Below are 16,775 nucleotides of genomic sequence, written 5' to 3'. Positions count from 1 at the left end.
GCTCGAGTGGCTGACGAATTCGGTCCGAACAGACGTTGTGCCCGAGATACGTGATCTCCTCTGCATCGAAATGTGTCGAGTGGTCGATCTCACAACTTAACGTTGCTTAATTTTCGTGCAGGTTCCTACAGTTCCCTCGGTCGACCCAAGCACCGGCACCATGGCCGGGAAATCGTCGGCGATCACTGGAAGGACGAAGATGGACATCGGTCCGGTTCTCTCTCGACGCGCTCTTCTGCGCGGCACCGCGGGTGCTGCCCTGATGGGCGTGCTGGCGAGCTGCTCCTCGGCTGCGGGTACTACGGGCGGCTCCAGCGGATTTCGCATCGGCTACGCGAACGGAGTCATCGGAAACTCGTGGCGCGGTCAGTTCGTCGCCAACATCGAGGACAAGGGTGCGCAGCTCCGACAGTCCGGGATTCTGTCGGAACTGCGCGTCGTCAACAGCGCAGCCGACATCACGCAGCAGATCAGTCAACTGAACAATTTCCTGAGCTCCGATCTGGACGCCGTGCTGATCGATCCGGTGTCGGCCGGTTCGGTCCAGGCCGTCATTCCGCGCTTGCAGGCCGCAGGCATGCTGGTCGTGGTGTCCAACGACCCTGCTCCGACGCCGGACGCAGTCAACGTCATCGGTGACAACAGCACATGGTGGCGGATGCAGACTCAGTGGCTCGTCGAGCAGTTGGGCGGCCGAGGAAAAATCGTCATGGTCACCGGGGTGCCGGGTTCCACCGCAGACGTTCAACGCGTGAAGGCAGCTCGAGAGGTGCTTGCCGGCGCGCCGGGTATCGAGGTGATCGCATCGGTTCCTGGATTCTGGGATCCAGCGAAGGCACGCACCGCGATGGCGAACGTCCTCGCAACCCAATCGCAGATAGATGGGGTGTTGATGCAGGACGTGATGGCGGAGGGCGTCATTCGAGCCTTCCAGTCATCCGGTCGTGATCTACCGAGAGTGATGACCGGCGATTACACCGCCGGGTTCTTGCGCTCATGGGCTTCGTTGCCCGATCTGGTGTCCATCGGTGTGCCGTACTCGCCCACCAACGGTGCCGATTCGATCGAGTTCGCGGTTCGTCTGTTGCAGGGCAGAACAATTCGATCGAACATGCTCGCGCCGAACCCCGAGCGCGAGGATCTGCGCAATGCCGTGTTGCTCGCACCGTCGTTGGCCATCACGCGTGATGGGCAACCCGGCCCGTGGACGCCGGAGGGAACCGAAGTCATCAGCCTCGATGATGCACTGGCTCGGGTGGACGGCAAGCCGGACAACTACACGCTCGAAGCATCCATGCCCGTCGACCGCATCGAGGAGTTCTTCTGATGGCACTGCATGTACAGAACATCACCAAGGACTACGGTCATGTCCGGGCACTCCAGGGCGCAGATCTCACGCTGCAACCGGGTGAGGTGCGAGCGCTCCTGGGCGGCAACGGATCCGGTAAGAGCACGCTCACCAAGGTGATCACCGGTGTCACCGCTGCGGACACCGGCACGATCGAGATCGACGGCGAGAAGGTCGATATATCGGGGCCCAGCACAGCCGCTCGGCTCGGCATCGCGGCTACCTATCAGGAAGTGTCGCTCGCCGGTGATCTCACCGTCGCCGAGAACCTGTGCGTCCGCCGCATTCCCACGCGACTGAAACTACTGTCCGCCCCGTCACGCGAGCGAGACGCCATGAGCTCGGCGCTCGATCGCGTCGGCCTGTCGGCAGCTGTTCTCGGGTCCTACGTTCGCGATCTCGATCTCGAACAACGATCGTTGGTCGAACTGGCGCGAGTTCTCGCAGCCCGGCCGAAGTATGTGGTCCTCGACGAGCTCACCGCCTCGTTGCGCGCCGAGCGAGTCGATCTCGTGGGCGAGGTCATTGCAGATATCGCCGCAGGTGGCAGCGCAGTGCTGTTCGTCTCGCATCGACTCGAGGAGATCGAGCGTTTCTGCACCAGCGCGACGGTCCTGAGAAACGGCCGTGTCGTGCTCGACGGCTCACTCTCCGATCTGAGCATCGAGGATCTCGTCACGTCCATGACCGGTGAAGAGCAGGTCGCGGACGACCGCCGCCGCGTCGTTCGAGCCACGGAGAAGGCCGGGGATCCGGTACTGGTGGCCGAGCAGGTACTCGTTACCGGTGCAGCCGGGCCGATTTCGCTGACCCTGAAAGCAAAGACGGTGACAGGTATTGCAGGACTGAGCGGTCAGGGGCAAGGAGAATTGCTGCGAGCGCTCGCAGGCACCACACCGGCAGAGGGCACGGTCACCGTCGACGGGCGAGTACTGCAACTGGGACAGGTGCGCGATTTCGTCTCCAGCGGAGTCGGATTCGTCTCGGGCGAGCGCGACCGGGAGATGTCGTTCGGCGTGCGGACCGTGGACGAGAATGCGCGGTCGGTCTCGCTGTCGCGCAGAATGCAGTTCGATGTCGGTGCGATGCTCGGACGCCTGCAACTCCCCTCGACACACCGCAGAGCCGCGATGGGGGGCCTGTCCGGTGGACAGCAGCAGAAGGTGATCCTCGGGCGCTGGTTGGGTTCGACCCCCTCGGTCCTCGTCGCCGACGATCCCACCCGCGGAATCGATATCGGGGCCCGCCGCGAGATCCACCGTTTGGTCCGGGAGATAGCCGATTCCGGGTCGGCGGTGCTGATGACGTCGAGTGACGACCACGAACTTGCCGAGGTGTGCGATCGCGTGATCGTCGTCTACCGCGGCGAACGAGTCGTCGAACTGTACGGAGCGGACGTCACGGAGCAGAAGATATCCGATGCATCGGTTCGCAGCGGACTGACCCACAGCGCCAGAAAGGCGGCACGATGACCACGCTCGATTCACCCCGGTCGCGACCGGCGGACGACACCTCGGACGGGTCGTCCACCCGTCTGCAGCAGGTGCGCCGGTGGCCGGGTCTTCCCGTCCTCGTTCTGTTCGTGGCCATGTTGCTCGTCTGTACGGCGCTACGACCGCAATTCGTCAGTGCACCATCACTTTCGGGGTTTCTGGCGATCTTTGCGCCATCGATCTGCCTGGCGATCGGGGTAGGTTTCGTGATGTCGGTCGGGAGCATCGACCTGTCCATCGGTCCACTGATGGGCATGGCGAACATCCTCACGGTGTTGCTCGGCTCGGTAGGCTTCTCGCTCTTCACGGCAGGTCCCAGCGGTGCTGCTGCCGCATGCTCGGAACCAGGATTGTGTTCCCAGGGTCTACCGTTCGCACTGGCAGCAACGATCGCGGTCGCGGTGACCGGGCTGTTCGGTTTGATCAACGGGCTCCTCGTGGCCTACGCCCGCCTTCAGCCGCTACTCGCCACGCTCGCAAGCGGATTCGTTGTCACGGGTATCGGTCTGTGGTTCTTCCCCAAACCCGGCGGAAGCGTCAGTTCGGCGGCGGTCGGTGCCTACGGCGCTCCCGCATTGCTGTCCTTGCCGCTGTTGGCCGTCGTCCTCGTCGTCACGTTGGCGGTAGTGGTGGCCAAGTCTCCGCTGGGCGTGCAGATGCGTGCTGTCGGAAGCGACCGTAGCCGTGCATATTCGGCCTTGATCGACGTGTCACGCACGACGGTTCTGGCTTTCACCGCAGCTGGGGTGCTCGCAGGTGTTGCCGGCGTGCTGTTCACGCTGTCCGTTGCGTCCGCAGACCCCACCATCGGAGTCACGTTCACCCTCAACGCTGTTGCGGGAGCCGTGCTCGGCGGTGCGGCACTTCGAGGAGGCCTTCTCGACCCCGTCGGGCCGCTGTTGGGAGCCGCAGCTCTGGGCCTGGTCGGTGTTCTCATCGATGCGCTGAATGTCCCCACCTACTTCCAGCAACTCGCGTCGGGAGTGATCATCGTCGTTGCACTCGCGGCGACCACCCGCGCTGCCCGGGCCAGAAAGGCACGATCATGACCGTCACACCATCGACCGAGCGGATCGTTACGGGGCCAGGACTGCGGGCACGCATCCGGCGGGCCACCTGGATTCCCGCGGTCGCCACTGCAGTGATCCTGTTCGTCTTGGGTGGCGTGCTGTCACCGGGCTACGCGACGTGGCAGAACCTCAACGACATCTTGGCGGTCGCCGCCATTCTGGCGATCGCGGCCGCGGGGCAGACTCTGGTCATCATCGCCGGTGACTTCGGAATCGACCTGTCCATCGGTGCGGTGATGTCGTTGACGGCCGTGCTCGCATACATGGCCATGGCAGGTGGGCCGTCCATGATGCCGGTTGCACTGGTGGTCGTCGTCGTGGTCGGCGCCCTGTTCGGCCTCGTGAACGGAACGATCGTCACCGTGTTCCGACTGCCCGCGCTGGTCGTCACTCTCGGCACCCTCGTCATCGCCTCCGGCCTCACCTTCGCCATCGCCCAAGGAGGTACGCCCGCCGGATCGGTGCCCGCCGTGCTGTTGAACCTCTCGTCCGCCAGCATCGGTGGCATCAGACCGATCACGCTGATCGCCGTGGTCCTGGTAGGACTGTTGGCGGTCTTTCTCCACCGCAGCCGGTTCGGGCGTCAGCTGCTCCTCGTCGGTAGCAACCGCGAGGCGGCCCGGCTCAGCGGAATACCCGTCCAACGCGTCGTGATCACTGCCTTCGTCGGGGCTGGTGTACTTGCCGGCGTCGCAGGCATTCTCCTGCTCGGCTACGCAGGGACGGCGAATCTCTCACTCGGTGCCGATTACCAAATTCTGACGATTTCGGCCGCCGTCATCGGCGGTGCAGCGCTGTCGGGTGGTGACGGCAACGTGATTCGCACAGCGGCAGGAGCTATCGCGCTACAGGTGCTGACCACTTTCCTGTTGACTGTGGGAGTGGGCAACGCGGTACGACAGATCGTGACCGGATTGATTCTGCTCGTGCTGTTGCTCGCCAATTCACGAACCCCGCGCCTGCGCGCATGACTGGGAGTATCACGGTGAACCATTCCGCATCGTCCAACGGATCGATTCCGATCTATCGAGTCACTGCTCTGCGTCAAGGGTGGCTGGAGGTGGACCGAAGCTCGCAGACGTACATGCACGGCTTCGGCGAGTCCATCTGGGTACCCGTGTGGGCGTACCTGATTCAGGGCGAGACGATCCCGAATATTCTGGTCGACACCGGGATCGCCGATCCCGGATGGGTCGCCGACAACGTCGCACCTTGTCGTCAGGCGGCCGACGAGACGATCGTCGGATCGTTGGGAACGGTCGGCCTCACGCCGGAGGACATCGGCATCGTCGTCAATACCCACCTGCATTACGACCACAGCGACAACAACCCGCTCTTCGCGCACGCAAAATTCTTCGTTTCACGCATCGAATGGGACAGCGCAGCCGAGCCTTTCGAACTCCAGGACAGCATCTACACCGGCCGATGGCTTGCCGGAGACCTCACGCCGTTTCACTACACGTTGATCGAGGGCAAGTACTTCGACATCGCTCCCGGCATCAGGTCCATGCAGACGCCAGGCCATTGCCCGGGCATCCAGACCATCTTGGTCAACACTGCCGAGGGTGTTGCCGCCCTCTGCGGCGACGCAATGAATTCACCGGAGAACATCAGACTCAATACGCCACCCGGGATCGTCACGGACGTCGTCGCCGCAATGGATTCGATCCACCGCATCGTCGCCAATTCCGACGTCGTGCTGACCGGCCATGATCCGGGACTCGGACACGGACAGAGCTCGGCGTTTCCGCGCGTCGTCGACTTCGATGCGTCCACGCGCGGAGGGCCGGTGGATCGAAGCGACGAACGAGTGGTCGCAGCTACCATCGGGCCGGCCTGATACGGGCAACGTCCTGCCCGGCCGGTAGTTCGCAATCGGCTCGCCGGCTTGTCGGCGCGCGTTCACCGGTGGGGGCACCTCGACACGAAGGACCATTGCGGAATCACGTGTCATCACTTTAATGTGATGACACGCAACATCGGATTGCGTCTTGTGCTGGAGGGGTTCGTCGACATGCGTATTCACACCGTGGTGATCATCGGTAGCGGCTTCGGAGGTCAATGCGCCGCCAAAGCCCTGCTCGACCGCGGTATCGACGACCTCGTCATTCTCGAGCGAAGGCCCTTTCTCGGTGGGACCTGGAAGCAGAATCGCTACCCGGGCGCGGCAGTCGACGTGCAGAGTCCCCTGTACTCCATTGCCTCCGAGCCGTTCGAGTGGTCGCGCATGTTCGCCGAGCGGGAGGAACTGGAGCGCTACACCCAGCACGTGCTCGAGTCCAACGGGCTGCCGCAACGCACACATGCCGACACCGACGTTCGGAAGATCCAGTGGGTCGGCGATCACTGGCTGATCACCACGTCTCGCGGTGACTACGCAGCGAAGTTCGTCGTCAATGCATCCGGCCCGCTCAGCACCCCGGTGATCCCACCGTTCTCGGGTCGAGAGAAGTTCCGCGGCAAGCAGTTCCACACCAACGACTGGGACACTTCCTACGATCACGCCGGAAAACGGGTAGCCATCGTCGGTAGCGGTGCCAGCGCCGCACAGGTGATCCCCGCGATCCAGCCCGACGTCGAAGCGTTGCACGTCTTCCAGCGCACGCCACACTGGGTGATGCCGCGTCACGATCGCGAATTCACGCCGCTGCAACGAAAGTTGCTGCGATTCGAGCCCATTCGTCGGCTGGTGCGAGCCGGCATCTACTGGAGCCTCGAGACCCGCATCATCGGATTCAAGTACTCGCGGCGGATGCTGAAAGCCGTGGCCCAGCGGACTGCCCTGAAGCACATCGAGTCTCAGGTTCCGGACTCCCAGCTTCGGGCGAAAGTCACCCCCGACTACACCATCGGGTGCAAGCGGGTGCTGCTGTCCAACACGCTGTATCCCGCACTGGGAGAAGCGAACGTGACCCTGCACGACAAGAACGACGGCATCGCCGAGATCACCGAAACCGGGATCGTGACCACCTCGGGGGAACACGTCGACGTCGACCTGCTGGTGTGGTCGACCGGATACGACGCCACCGACGGGGTCATCTCGTATCCGGTGATCGGGCGGGACGGCCGGGCGCTGTCCGAGGTCTGGGATCCCTACCCGCGGGCGTACCTCGGCACCACGATTCCCGGTTTCCCCAACCTGTTCGTGGTCACCGGACCGAACACCGGAATCGGGCACACCTCCGCCATCTTCCTCATCGAGGCGCAGATGGAGTACATCGTGCAAGCCGTCGACGCAGTTCAGCACGCGGGTGCAACCGCCATCGAGGTCACTGCCGCCGCCGAGCAGGAGTACACCGACACGATTCACCGCGAGATGGACGGCACCGTCTGGAAGGACGGCGGCTGCCACAGCTGGTACCAGTCGAAATCCGGGCATGTTGTCGCAATGTTCCCCGGCTTCAGCTTCACGTTCCGACGGTGGGCCAAGCGTTTTCGGCCGGAAGCCCATCACATCCATCGGTCGTCCACCGACGTGACGACGAAGGACGAGGTATCGGCATGAAGAATCATTCGGGCCAGGTAGCGCTGATCACCGGTGCGGCAGGCGGTATCGGCTCTGCTGTGGCGGCAGCACTGCATCGGCGCGGTGCCTCGATCGTCCTGGTCGACATGGAGTCGACCGATCTCGAGTCGGTTGCTGCGAAGCTGGGCAACCAGCGCGTAGCGATCGCCCATGCCGACGTCACCGTGCGAGAGCAACTCGACGCGGCGGTTGCCACCGCGATCGACACCTTCGGCTCGCTCGACATCGTCATGGCCAACGCCGGAATCTCCAGCGGTGCAGAGGCATCGACGATCCGTTCCGTCGACGACGGTGTGTTCGAGAGAGTCATCGGGGTCAATCTCGTCGGTGTGTGGAACACGGTGCGAGCGGCGCTGCCGCACATCGTCGAGTCCGGGGGCTACGTGCTGCTCACCTCCTCGACGTACGCCTACCTCAACGGTCTGGCGAACGCACCGTACGCGGCCTCGAAGGCGGCGGTGGAACAACTCGGCCGCGCTCTGCGTGCGGAACTCGCGGGCACGAAAGCGACAGCGGGAGTGCTGTATCCGGGGTGGGTGGCGACGCCGATCGCCGACGTTGCGTTCGGCGGCGACACCGTCGCGACGGCGATGACTGCCCGCGCCTTTCCCTCGCCACTGCTCCGCCCGATCACACCGGACAAGCTTGCCCGCGTGGCCGTACGAGGTATCGGACGCCGAGCCGCGCGCATCGCCGTGCCCGGTCGCTGGATCCCGATCTCGATATTGCGCGGCATCGTCAACCCGATCATGGACGCCGCGATGGAGCGGGATGCCGAATTGATCCGTCTGACTGCCGAACTGGATGCCCGACGGCCATGAGCACGGTGTCCGAAGCGGCCGGACGGGCCTACGGCGGTGAGAGCGCGGCCGACCGCGACGACCGCAGGCGGCGGCAGCTGCTGGATGCGGGACTGCGGGTGTTCGGCAGCGTCGGGTACCGCGCCGCGACCGTCCGTGGACTGTGCCGTGAGGCCAAGATCGCCGATCGCCACTTCTATCAGTATTTCGACAAGACCGAGGATCTTCTGCTCGCCGTCTACGCCGAATGCATTGCACACCTGACCGACTCCGTGTCCGAGGCCATGGCCGAGGTGGATCCGGACGGCGACCTGAAAGCGGTGGCCGAACACTTGCTCGAACCGTTCTTCCGAGTCGTCGAGGACCCGCACCTCGCCCGGGTGGTGTGGATGGAGGTGCTCGGCGTCAGCCCTCGCGTGGAGCAGACGTATCTGACGGTGATGCAGCAATTCGGCACCCTGCTGCTCGGCTACCTCCGCACGTTGGCCGGTGATGTGCCGTCGGGCCCCGATCTGGATGTCGACCTGCTCGCCACCGCTGCCATCGGCGCCATCAGCCACACCGCCATGACCTGGTACCAGAGCGGCTACGCCGCGGATCGCCGCATCGTCGTCGCCACGATCGCCACCATGCTTGCAAATATCGTCGCGCCGCTGCAGATGTAGAGTCCGATCACCAACGCGGGCAGGTGTTCTCGAAGCTCGGATCGATGCTCTGCATGTATCCGGTGTCGTCGCGGTCACGAATTCCGCAGTCGAGGTACTGCTGATGCAGCGCCGCGAGCGCGTCCTCGTCGATCTCGATGCCCAGACCGGGTCCGGTGGGAACGGCCACTGCGCCGTCGACGAAGTTCAACACGCCCGGCACGACGACATCCTCGTTCTTCCAGGGCCAATGCGTGTCGCAGGCATAGGTCAAGTTCGGTGTCGCCGCTGCGAGATGAACCATGGCGGCCAGACTGATTCCGAGGTGGCTGTTCGAGTGCATCGACAGTCCCATCTCGAACGTCTCGCAGATTCCGGCGAGCAACCTCGATCGCTGGAGTCCGCCCCAGTAATGGTGGTCGGACAACACCACCTGCACCGAATCCTTCACCACGGCAGGCTTCAGGTGATCGAAGGCAACGACACACATGTTCGTCGCCAGCGGCATCTTGGCTTCGCGCGCAACCTCGGCCATCCCGTCGAGCCCGGGTGTGGGATCTTCGAGATATTCGACGATGCCGTCGAGTTCGGCGGCTACCCGGATGGATGTGTCGACAGTCCAGGCGGCGTTGGGATCCAACCGCAACGGTAGCTCCGGGAACGCCTGCCGGAGCGTCTTGATTCCGGCGATCTCCTCGTCGGGCGCAAAGACGCCGCCCTTGACCTTGATTGCCCCGAAGCCGTACTCGTCGATCATCTTTCGGGCCTGACGAACCAATCCGTCCGGATCGATCGCCTCGCCCCATTCGTCGGGCTCCTGGCCGGGATGAGCTGCCCACTTGTAGAACAGATACGCACTGAACGGAACGGAGTCCCGAACCTTGCCGCCGAGCAGGTCGGACACCGGTCGACCCAGGACCTTGCCCTGCACGTCCAGGCACGCGATCTCGAAGGGGGAGAACACCCGATCGGTGGTGCTGGCTGTGGTGATCATGCCTGCGACGCCGTCGCCGCCTGTGATCGACAGGGTTCCCAGGACGGCATCGATGGCATCTCGGATCTCGTTGAGCGCGAACACGTCCAGACCGGAGATGGCGGTGGAGGCCGCTTCCAGTCGAGCCAGATGAGCAGTGTCGGCGTACGTTTCACCGAGTCCGACGACACCGGCGTCGGTGTCCAGCTGAATGATCGCGCGGAGCGCATACGGCTGATGCACGCCGACGGTGTTGAGCAACGGAGGATCGACGAAGGCGATCGGTGTGATTCGAGCGCCGGTGATCAGTACCGGTTCTTGCATCAGTGCACCGCGAGCTCGTCTGCCAACACGGCCCGGCCGGCGGCAACGATTGCGGTGAGTTCCTCGAGGTGCGGTGCGCTGATGTCCACCAGGGGTGGGCGAACCGGCCCTGCTTCGATGCCCTCCATCGTCACGCCGGCCTTGATGAGAGAGACGGCGTAGCCGGGAACCTTGTCTCGCAAGCGCACGAGCGGGTGGAAGAACTCGCGGAGCAGTGCGGCAGTGAGCTTGTCGTTTCCGCTGTCGAGAGAGCGGTAGAACGCCAGTGCCAGTTCGGGGGCGAACGCGAATGTCGCGGAGGAGTACAGCGTGACACCGATCGCTCGGTACGCCTGCTGGGAGACCTCGGCGGTGGGTAGTCCGTTGAAGAACTGGAAGGGCTTGCCCGACGGCTCCAGTGCGTCCAGTACCGCGCGGACGATGCGGCCGACCTGATCGAGATCGCCGGTGCCATCTTTGAATCCGACGACGGTGGGAAGCTGCGCAACCTCGACGGCGGACTCCTCGGTGAAGCGAGCGTTGCCGCGGTTGTAGACGATCAGCGGCAGATCCGATGCGGAGGCAACGGCCTTGGTGTAATTCACGAGACCGGCTTGCGGCATCGTCACCAGGTACGGCGGCAACAACAGGATGCCGTCGGCTCCGTTGGCCTTCGCCGCGTGTGCGAATGCCTTTGCCTGCGCGACGGATCCGCCTGCACCGGCGTAGACCGGAACGCGGCCTGCGACGCTGTCGACTGCGGTGCGGACGATCTTGCCGAACTCCTCGATTTCGAGGGCGTGGAATTCGCCCGTGCCGCAGGCGATGAACACTCCACCGGGTCCCGCATCGACACCCTTCGTGATGTGAGCGGCCAGGAGGTCGTAATCGACCTCACCGGATGCGGTGAACGGGGTGACGGGGAAGAACAGAACTCCGTCGAGCATGGGGGTCTCCTCGAGAACTAGGTGGGGTGCGTCAGTCTTGGGTGAGCTGGCCGTCGATGCGGCGGAAGATGCCGTCCGGATTTCCGTCCGCGATGGCGTTGGGCAACAACGATTTCGGTACGTCCTGGTACGCGACCGGGCGCAGGAAACGTTCGATCGCGAGCGATCCGACCGACGTGGTGCGGGAGTCCGAGGTCGCGGGGAACGGCCCGCCGTGCACCATGGCATGGCCGACCTCGACTCCGGTGGGCCATCCGTCGAACAGGATCCGGCCGGCCTTGAGTTCGAGCACCGAGAGCAGCTTTCCAGCCTCGGAATGATCGGATTCGTCGGCATGAATGGTGGCGGTGAGCTGACCTTCGAGCTGTGCCGCCACCTGCCGAACCTGCTGGGCATCTGCACAGCGCACAACGAGGCTCGACGCGCCGAACACCTCGGCCTGCGCTGCCTCCGAGGTGAGGAACGTGTCCGCATCGGTGTCGAACAGCGCTGCGCGGCAGGCATTCGGGGCGTCGGTGTCGGATCCCCGCGCTACCACCGTCACCGCGTCGGACAGTGTTCGCACACCCTCGGCGTAGCTGGAGGCGATGTTCGGCGTCAGCATCGTGGAGGGAGCTGATTCTTGCACTGCGGCGGCAGCGGCGTCGATGAACGACTGCAAGCCCGGGCCGTCGACGGCGATTACCAGACCGGGGTTGGTGCAGAACTGACCCGAGCCCATCGTCAGCGATGCGACGAACGCGCGGCCCAATTCGGCTCCACGGGTGGCGAGTGCACCGTCCATGACGAACACCGGATTGATGGAGCTCATTTCGGCGTACACCGGGATGGGCTCACGACGACCCGCCGCAGCGGCGACGAGAGCTGTACCACCCGAACGCGATCCGGTGAATCCGACGGCCTTGATGCGAGGGTCGGTCACCAGAGCGGTGCCGAGTCCGCGACCGGAGCCGAAGAGCAACGAGAATGTGCCGGAGGGCATTCCGGTGGAAACAACCGCGTCGGTGATGGCGCGGGCGACCAGCTCGGACGTTCCTGGATGGGCGTCGTGTGCCTTGACGATCACCGGGCAGCCGGCAGCGAGGGCGGACGCGGTGTCGCCGCCGGCGACGGAGAAGGCGAGTGGGAAGTTGCTGGCACCGAACACGGCAACCGGCCCGAGGGGGATTTGGCGCTGACGGATGTCTGCACGCGGCAGCGGGCTGCGCTCGGGCTGGGCCGGGTCGATGCGGGCTCCGTTCCAACTGCCCTCGCGCAGAACCGAAGCGAACAGGCGGAGTTGACCGGTGGTGCGGCCGACCTCGCCGGTGATGCGTGCCAGCGGCAGACCCGACTCTGCGACCGTCCGCTCGATGAGCGTGTCGCCCAGGGCCGCGATGTTGTCGGCGATGGTCTCGAGAAACCGTGCGCGAGTGTCCGACGAGGTAGCGCGGTAGTCGGCGAAGGCGTCGGCCGCTGCGGCACAGGCCCGCTCGACATCCGAGTCGTCGCCGTGGCCGTAGGCGGGTTCGAGATTCTCTCCGGTACCGGGATCGATTCCGTGAATCTGCGTCCCGGCACCGAAAACCGGAACGCCGGCGATGATCATCCGACCGGTGAGGTCCGTGGACTGTGTCGTCGACGCTGTCATGGGGTGACTCCTAAGGCTGTGGTGCGGTACGTGCAGTGACGCCGAGGCCGTGACCTGGCTCATAGCTCACCACGGTAGGAGCCGGATCGATACATGTCCAAGTCTAAAAATGTTGTGTTTGATGCAGTCTCGGTATCGCCTCGCTGACCGTCTATTCGAGCGTGGATGCCGGTCCTCGATACCTCGACTGCATCAGTCGATGCGCAGATGGTGTTGGACGGGAATCGATAGCTGGCCCTACTGTCGTCTGTGAGCCGAATCACCAGAGGTATGCGAGAAAGGTCGGGCATGGTCGTCCACACCAGCACCCCCGTCGTCACCGAAATGCGTGTCATTCCCATTGCCGGTCACGACGACATGTTGCTGAACCTCAGCGGCGCGCACGCGCCGTATTTCACCCGCAATCTGGTGGTGCTCACCGACTCGGACGGGCGCACCGGCGTCGGCGAAGTGCCGGGCGGGGAGCCGATTCGACAGACGCTCGAGGACGCGCGCGTACTGGTCGAGGGGGAGAACATCGGCCGGTACAACGCGGTGCTGGCCGCAATGCGTCGCGCGTTCGCAGATCGTGATGCCGGTGGCCGCGGCGCGCAGACGTTCGATCTGCGGATCGCCATTCATGCGGTAACGGCAGTGGAATCGGCATTGTTGGATCTGCTCGGTCAGCATCTCGGCGTCAGCGTCGCGGCGTTGCTGGGCGAAGGACAGCAGCGCGAGAAGGTGCAGGCGCTGGGCTACCTGTTCTTCGTCGCCGATCGCAACAAGACCGATCTCGCATACCGGAGCAGCGCCGACGAGGCGGCCGGAGCCGACGACTGGCTGCGGATCAGGCACGAGGAGGCGATGGATCCGGAGTCGATCGTGCGCCTCGCCGAGGCTGCGCAGGCACGATACGGCTTCCAAGATTTCAAGCTCAAGGGTGGTGCACTGCCGGCAGCCGAGGAGGCCGCCGCTGTTCGTGCTCTGGCCGAGCGCTTTCCCGAGGCGCGAATCACGTTGGATCCCAACGGCGGCTGGTTGCTGAAGGATGCGATCGAGACCTGCCGAGGGCTGCGTGACGTGCTGGCGTACGCCGAGGATCCCGTCGGCCCCGAGGGTGGTTTCTCGGGCCGCGAGGTGATGACGGAGTTCAAGCGGGCCACCGGGTTACAGACCGCGACCAACATGATCGCGACGGACTGGCGCGAGATGGGCCACACCGTCCGGTCCGGTGCCGTGGACATCCCGCTGGCCGATCCACACTTCTGGACGATGGCCGGGTCCGTGCGCGTCGCGCAGCTCTGCGACGCGTGGGGCTTGACGTGGGGATCGCACTCCAACAACCACTTCGACGTCTCCCTGGCGATGTTCACGCACGTCGCTGCTGCAGCTCCCGGGAACATCACCGCCATCGACACCCACTGGATCTGGCAGGACGGACAGCGAGTGACCAAGGAGCCGTTCACGATCGAGGATGGCTACCTCACGGTGCCCGACAAGCCGGGTCTGGGTGTCGAACTCGACTTCGAGCAGATCGATGCGGCGCACGAGCTGTACCAGAAGGAAGGACTGGGGGCCCGAGACGACGCCATCGGCATGCAGTACCTGATCGAGGGCTGGACATTCGACAGCAAGCGCCCGGCCCTCGTTCGATGAGTTCTGGTTCGAAAAGTTCTGGTGCGTCGATGAAGATCGTCGTCGGTGACCGCAACGTCGTGCCGCATCGCGAGCAGTTCGAGGCGGGTCTACCGGCGAACGCCGAGGTGGTGTGGAGCGTTCCCTTCGACGAGCAGGACGTGATCGCCCATCTCCACGACGCCGACGTCTATGTCGGCGGCAAGTTCAGTGCGGCCATGGGCGCGGCTGCCCCGAGGCTGCGGATGGTTCACGTTGCCGGCGCCGGTACCGACAACGTGGATCGATCCGGAATGCGGCCCGATGTGCAGGTGTGCAACACCTTTCACCACGAGCAGTCGATTGCCGAATACGTCGTCGCGGCAACGGTGATGTTGCGACGAAAGTTCCTGGAGCAAGACCGCGCCCTCCGCTCGGGATTGTTTGCCACGTCCGTGTACGACCCGACCATCCCGCAGCCGTTGTCGCTGAGCGGTGCGCGGATCGGGTTCGTCGGGTTCGGACATATCGGCCGGCAGACCTGGCAGCTTTTTCGGGCATACGGGGCAACCGGTGCTGCCGTCACCGGGAGCGGTCGGGCTTCGGACGAGGGGCTCGAATGGGTTTCGGATGCACAGGATTTGGGAAAGCTTGCCGAGTTCGCCGATGTACTCGTGGTTTCCGCACCGCTGAACGAGCACACCCGCGGCATGATCGGTGCCGAGGAACTGCGCAGGCTGGGAAGCGGAGGGATAGTCGTCAACGTCGGTCGAGGCCCGCTGATTCAGGAACAACCACTGTTCGACGCTCTGTCTCGCAACGAGATTGCCGCCGCCGCCATCGATGTCTGGTACAGCTACCCGGGGCCGGACGGGCGTGGTGAGCCCAGTTCCCTGCCGTTCCGCGAGCTGGAGAACGTGCTGATGACGCCGCACTCGTCGGGCGTCACGCATCACACGTTCGTCGGCCGGGTCGCCGACATCGCGTCGAACATCAATGCACTTGCCGTATCGATGGCCCGCTGAATTGTGTTGGACGCGTAAGGAACCCGAATTAGGCTGTGAGGCAACACCCTTCGCAAACACAGGAGATGTGAGATGACAACGTACATCGACAAGCCCTCGAGCGGACTCACCGCGCCCGATGCGGCGATTCGGGCCCTCGCATCCGGTGACGCGTCCGTCGACAGCATCTCCGAGGTGACGCTGTCCTCGATCGTGCTGCCGCTGCGCAATCCGATCAGCGACGCCAAGGTTCTCACCGGTCGACAGAAGGCGATGACCGAGGTGGTGTTTCTGTTCGTCGAGATCCGTACCGAACAGGGCCATGAGGGAATCGGTTTCAGCTATTCGAAGCGGGCGGGTGGGCCTGCCCAGTTCGCGCACGCCCAGGAGATCGCGCCGGTGCTCATCGGTGAGGACCCGAACGATATCGGCAAGGTCTGGACCAAGTTGGTGTGGGCCGGAGCGTCGGTCGGCCGCAGTGGCGTTGCGACACAGGCCATCGCTGCGATCGATATTGCCCTGTGGGATCTCAAAGCCAAGCGCGCCGGGTTACCGCTGGCGAAGCTGATCGGCGCGTCCCGCGATTCGGTGCAGACGTACAACACCTCCGGTGGATTTCTGCATACTCCGATCGAGGAGGTCATGGACAACGCGGCCGGGTCGCTCGCGAACGGAATCGGCGGTATCAAACTGAAGGTGGGCCAACCTGATTGGCGCACCGACATCTCCCACGTCACCGCGGTACGCGAGTTTCTCGGTGACGACGTCCCGCTGATGGTCGACGCGAATCAACAGTGGGATCGTCCGACGGCGAACCGCATGTGCCGCATCCTCGAGCAGTTCGACCTCGTCTGGATCGAAGAACCACTCGATGCCTACGACGCCGAGGGGCATGCAATGCTGGCCAGGAATTTCGACACCTCCATCGCGACGGGGGAGATGCTGGCCAGCGTCGGCGAGCATGTCCGTCTCCTCGAGGCCGGCGCGGTCGACATCCTGCAGCCCGATGCACCCCGCATCGGCGGCATCACCCAGTTCCTGAAATTGGCCGGGCTGGCCGAACATCACAACGTGCAGCTCGCCCCGCACTTTGCGATGGAGATTCATCTGCACCTCGCAGCGGTGTACCCACTGCAGACCTGGGTGGAGCACTTCGACTGGTTGGACCCATTGTTCGACGAGCACCTCGAGACGCGGGACGGCCGGATGCACCTGTCCGCTCGCCCGGGGCTGGGATTCACATTGAGCGAGCAGGGCCGGGCCTGGACGGTGGCGAAGGCAGTGGTGCGCTGACGTGGAGCGCTGACGTGGAGCGCTGACGTGCGCGGAAACTCGACCCCTGCTACGAAGTTCCGCGCACGTGCCGCGAAGCGGCTCGTCCCACCGGTACTGTCTGCCGGGTGACAGACGCTCACCAGGCATCACGACGGTTCGCGCTCTTCAG

14 protein-coding genes are annotated in these 16,775 nt (G+C 64.3%); 11 read left to right on the top strand and 3 right to left on the bottom strand.

Features of this window, described 5'->3' with window-relative positions:
- Positions 1 to 199 precede the first annotated feature (199 nt).
- From CH281_RS24680 to CH281_RS24645, 8 genes are all read left to right on the top strand, one after another.
- A complete protein-coding gene (locus CH281_RS24680; RefSeq protein ID WP_162247559.1) occupies positions 200 to 1,327 on the top strand; it encodes an ABC transporter substrate-binding protein in 1,128 nt (375 codons plus the stop codon).
- Positions 1,327 to 2,820 carry a sugar ABC transporter ATP-binding protein gene (locus CH281_RS24675; protein WP_057474431.1) on the top strand — a complete coding sequence of 498 codons (1,494 nt, stop codon included), beginning with the start codon at positions 1,327 to 1,329 and terminating at the stop codon, positions 2,818 to 2,820. The genes CH281_RS24680 and CH281_RS24675 overlap by 1 nt, the downstream gene beginning before the upstream one ends.
- Complete coding sequence (locus CH281_RS24670) at positions 2,817 to 3,890, top strand: ABC transporter permease (protein ID WP_057474430.1); 1,074 nt, start codon at positions 2,817 to 2,819, stop codon at positions 3,888 to 3,890. The genes CH281_RS24675 and CH281_RS24670 overlap by 4 nt, the downstream gene beginning before the upstream one ends.
- Positions 3,887 to 4,882: an ABC transporter permease gene (locus tag CH281_RS24665; RefSeq protein WP_052057384.1), complete on the top strand. Its 996-nt coding sequence runs from the start codon at positions 3,887 to 3,889 to the stop codon at positions 4,880 to 4,882. Before CH281_RS24670 ends, CH281_RS24665 begins: the two co-directional genes overlap by 4 nt.
- Before the next feature lie 14 nt (positions 4,883 to 4,896).
- A complete protein-coding gene (locus CH281_RS24660) occupies positions 4,897 to 5,751 on the top strand; it encodes an N-acyl homoserine lactonase family protein (RefSeq protein ID WP_162247558.1) in 855 nt (284 codons plus the stop codon).
- 126 nt (positions 5,752 to 5,877) lie between these two features.
- Complete coding sequence (locus tag CH281_RS24655; RefSeq protein ID WP_256984026.1) at positions 5,878 to 7,416, top strand: flavin-containing monooxygenase; 1,539 nt, start codon at positions 5,878 to 5,880, stop codon at positions 7,414 to 7,416.
- A complete protein-coding gene (locus CH281_RS24650) occupies positions 7,413 to 8,258 on the top strand; it encodes an SDR family NAD(P)-dependent oxidoreductase (protein WP_094695747.1) in 846 nt (281 codons plus the stop codon). Before CH281_RS24655 ends, CH281_RS24650 begins: the two co-directional genes overlap by 4 nt.
- Positions 8,255 to 8,902 carry a TetR/AcrR family transcriptional regulator gene (locus CH281_RS24645; RefSeq protein WP_094695746.1) on the top strand — a complete coding sequence of 216 codons (648 nt, stop codon included), beginning with the start codon at positions 8,255 to 8,257 and terminating at the stop codon, positions 8,900 to 8,902. Before CH281_RS24650 ends, CH281_RS24645 begins: the two co-directional genes overlap by 4 nt.
- A 7-nt stretch (positions 8,903 to 8,909) precedes the next feature.
- Here CH281_RS24645 and CH281_RS24640 read toward each other — a convergent pair whose 3' ends face one another.
- Genes CH281_RS24640 through CH281_RS24630 form a run of 3 tightly spaced genes read right to left on the bottom strand, consistent with a single transcriptional unit; the run spans position 8,910 to position 12,734 of the window.
- On the bottom strand, positions 8,910 to 10,178 hold the full coding sequence (locus CH281_RS24640) for a glucarate dehydratase family protein (protein ID WP_371831922.1): 1,269 nt from the start codon (positions 10,176 to 10,178) through the stop codon (positions 8,910 to 8,912).
- Positions 10,178 to 11,104, bottom strand: coding sequence for a 5-dehydro-4-deoxyglucarate dehydratase (locus CH281_RS24635; protein WP_094695744.1), 927 nt, complete (start codon positions 11,102 to 11,104; stop codon positions 10,178 to 10,180). The genes CH281_RS24640 and CH281_RS24635 overlap by 1 nt, the downstream gene beginning before the upstream one ends.
- A gap of 31 nt (positions 11,105 to 11,135) precedes the next feature.
- The gene (locus CH281_RS24630; RefSeq protein WP_094695743.1) at positions 11,136 to 12,734 is read right to left on the bottom strand and encodes an aldehyde dehydrogenase (NADP(+)); all 1,599 of its coding nucleotides are present in this window, start codon (positions 12,732 to 12,734) and stop codon (positions 11,136 to 11,138) included.
- Between the two features lie 288 nt (positions 12,735 to 13,022).
- Between CH281_RS24630 and CH281_RS24625 the strand changes: the two genes are divergently transcribed.
- The 3 genes from CH281_RS24625 (at position 13,023) to CH281_RS24615 (ending at position 16,624) form a co-directional block, all read left to right on the top strand.
- Entirely contained in the window at positions 13,023 to 14,369 is a 1,347-nt protein-coding gene (locus CH281_RS24625; protein ID WP_094695742.1) for an enolase C-terminal domain-like protein, read from the top strand.
- Between the two features lie 29 nt (positions 14,370 to 14,398).
- Complete coding sequence (locus CH281_RS24620) at positions 14,399 to 15,352, top strand: 2-hydroxyacid dehydrogenase (protein ID WP_094695741.1); 954 nt, start codon at positions 14,399 to 14,401, stop codon at positions 15,350 to 15,352.
- Positions 15,353 to 15,424: 72 nt separating this feature from the next.
- Positions 15,425 to 16,624 (top strand): L-talarate/galactarate dehydratase, encoded by a 1,200-nt coding sequence (locus CH281_RS24615; RefSeq protein WP_094695740.1) that lies wholly within the window; start codon positions 15,425 to 15,427, stop codon positions 16,622 to 16,624.
- The last annotated feature ends 151 nt before the right edge of the window (positions 16,625 to 16,775 follow it).

The sequence above is a fragment of the Rhodococcus sp. 06-221-2 genome (assembly GCF_002258365.1).
In the GTDB taxonomy this organism is placed as follows: domain Bacteria; phylum Actinomycetota; class Actinomycetes; order Mycobacteriales; family Mycobacteriaceae; genus Rhodococcoides; species Rhodococcoides fascians.
Note: the sequence above shows the minus strand (reverse complement) of the source record. Positions and strands in the feature narration are given on the sequence as shown.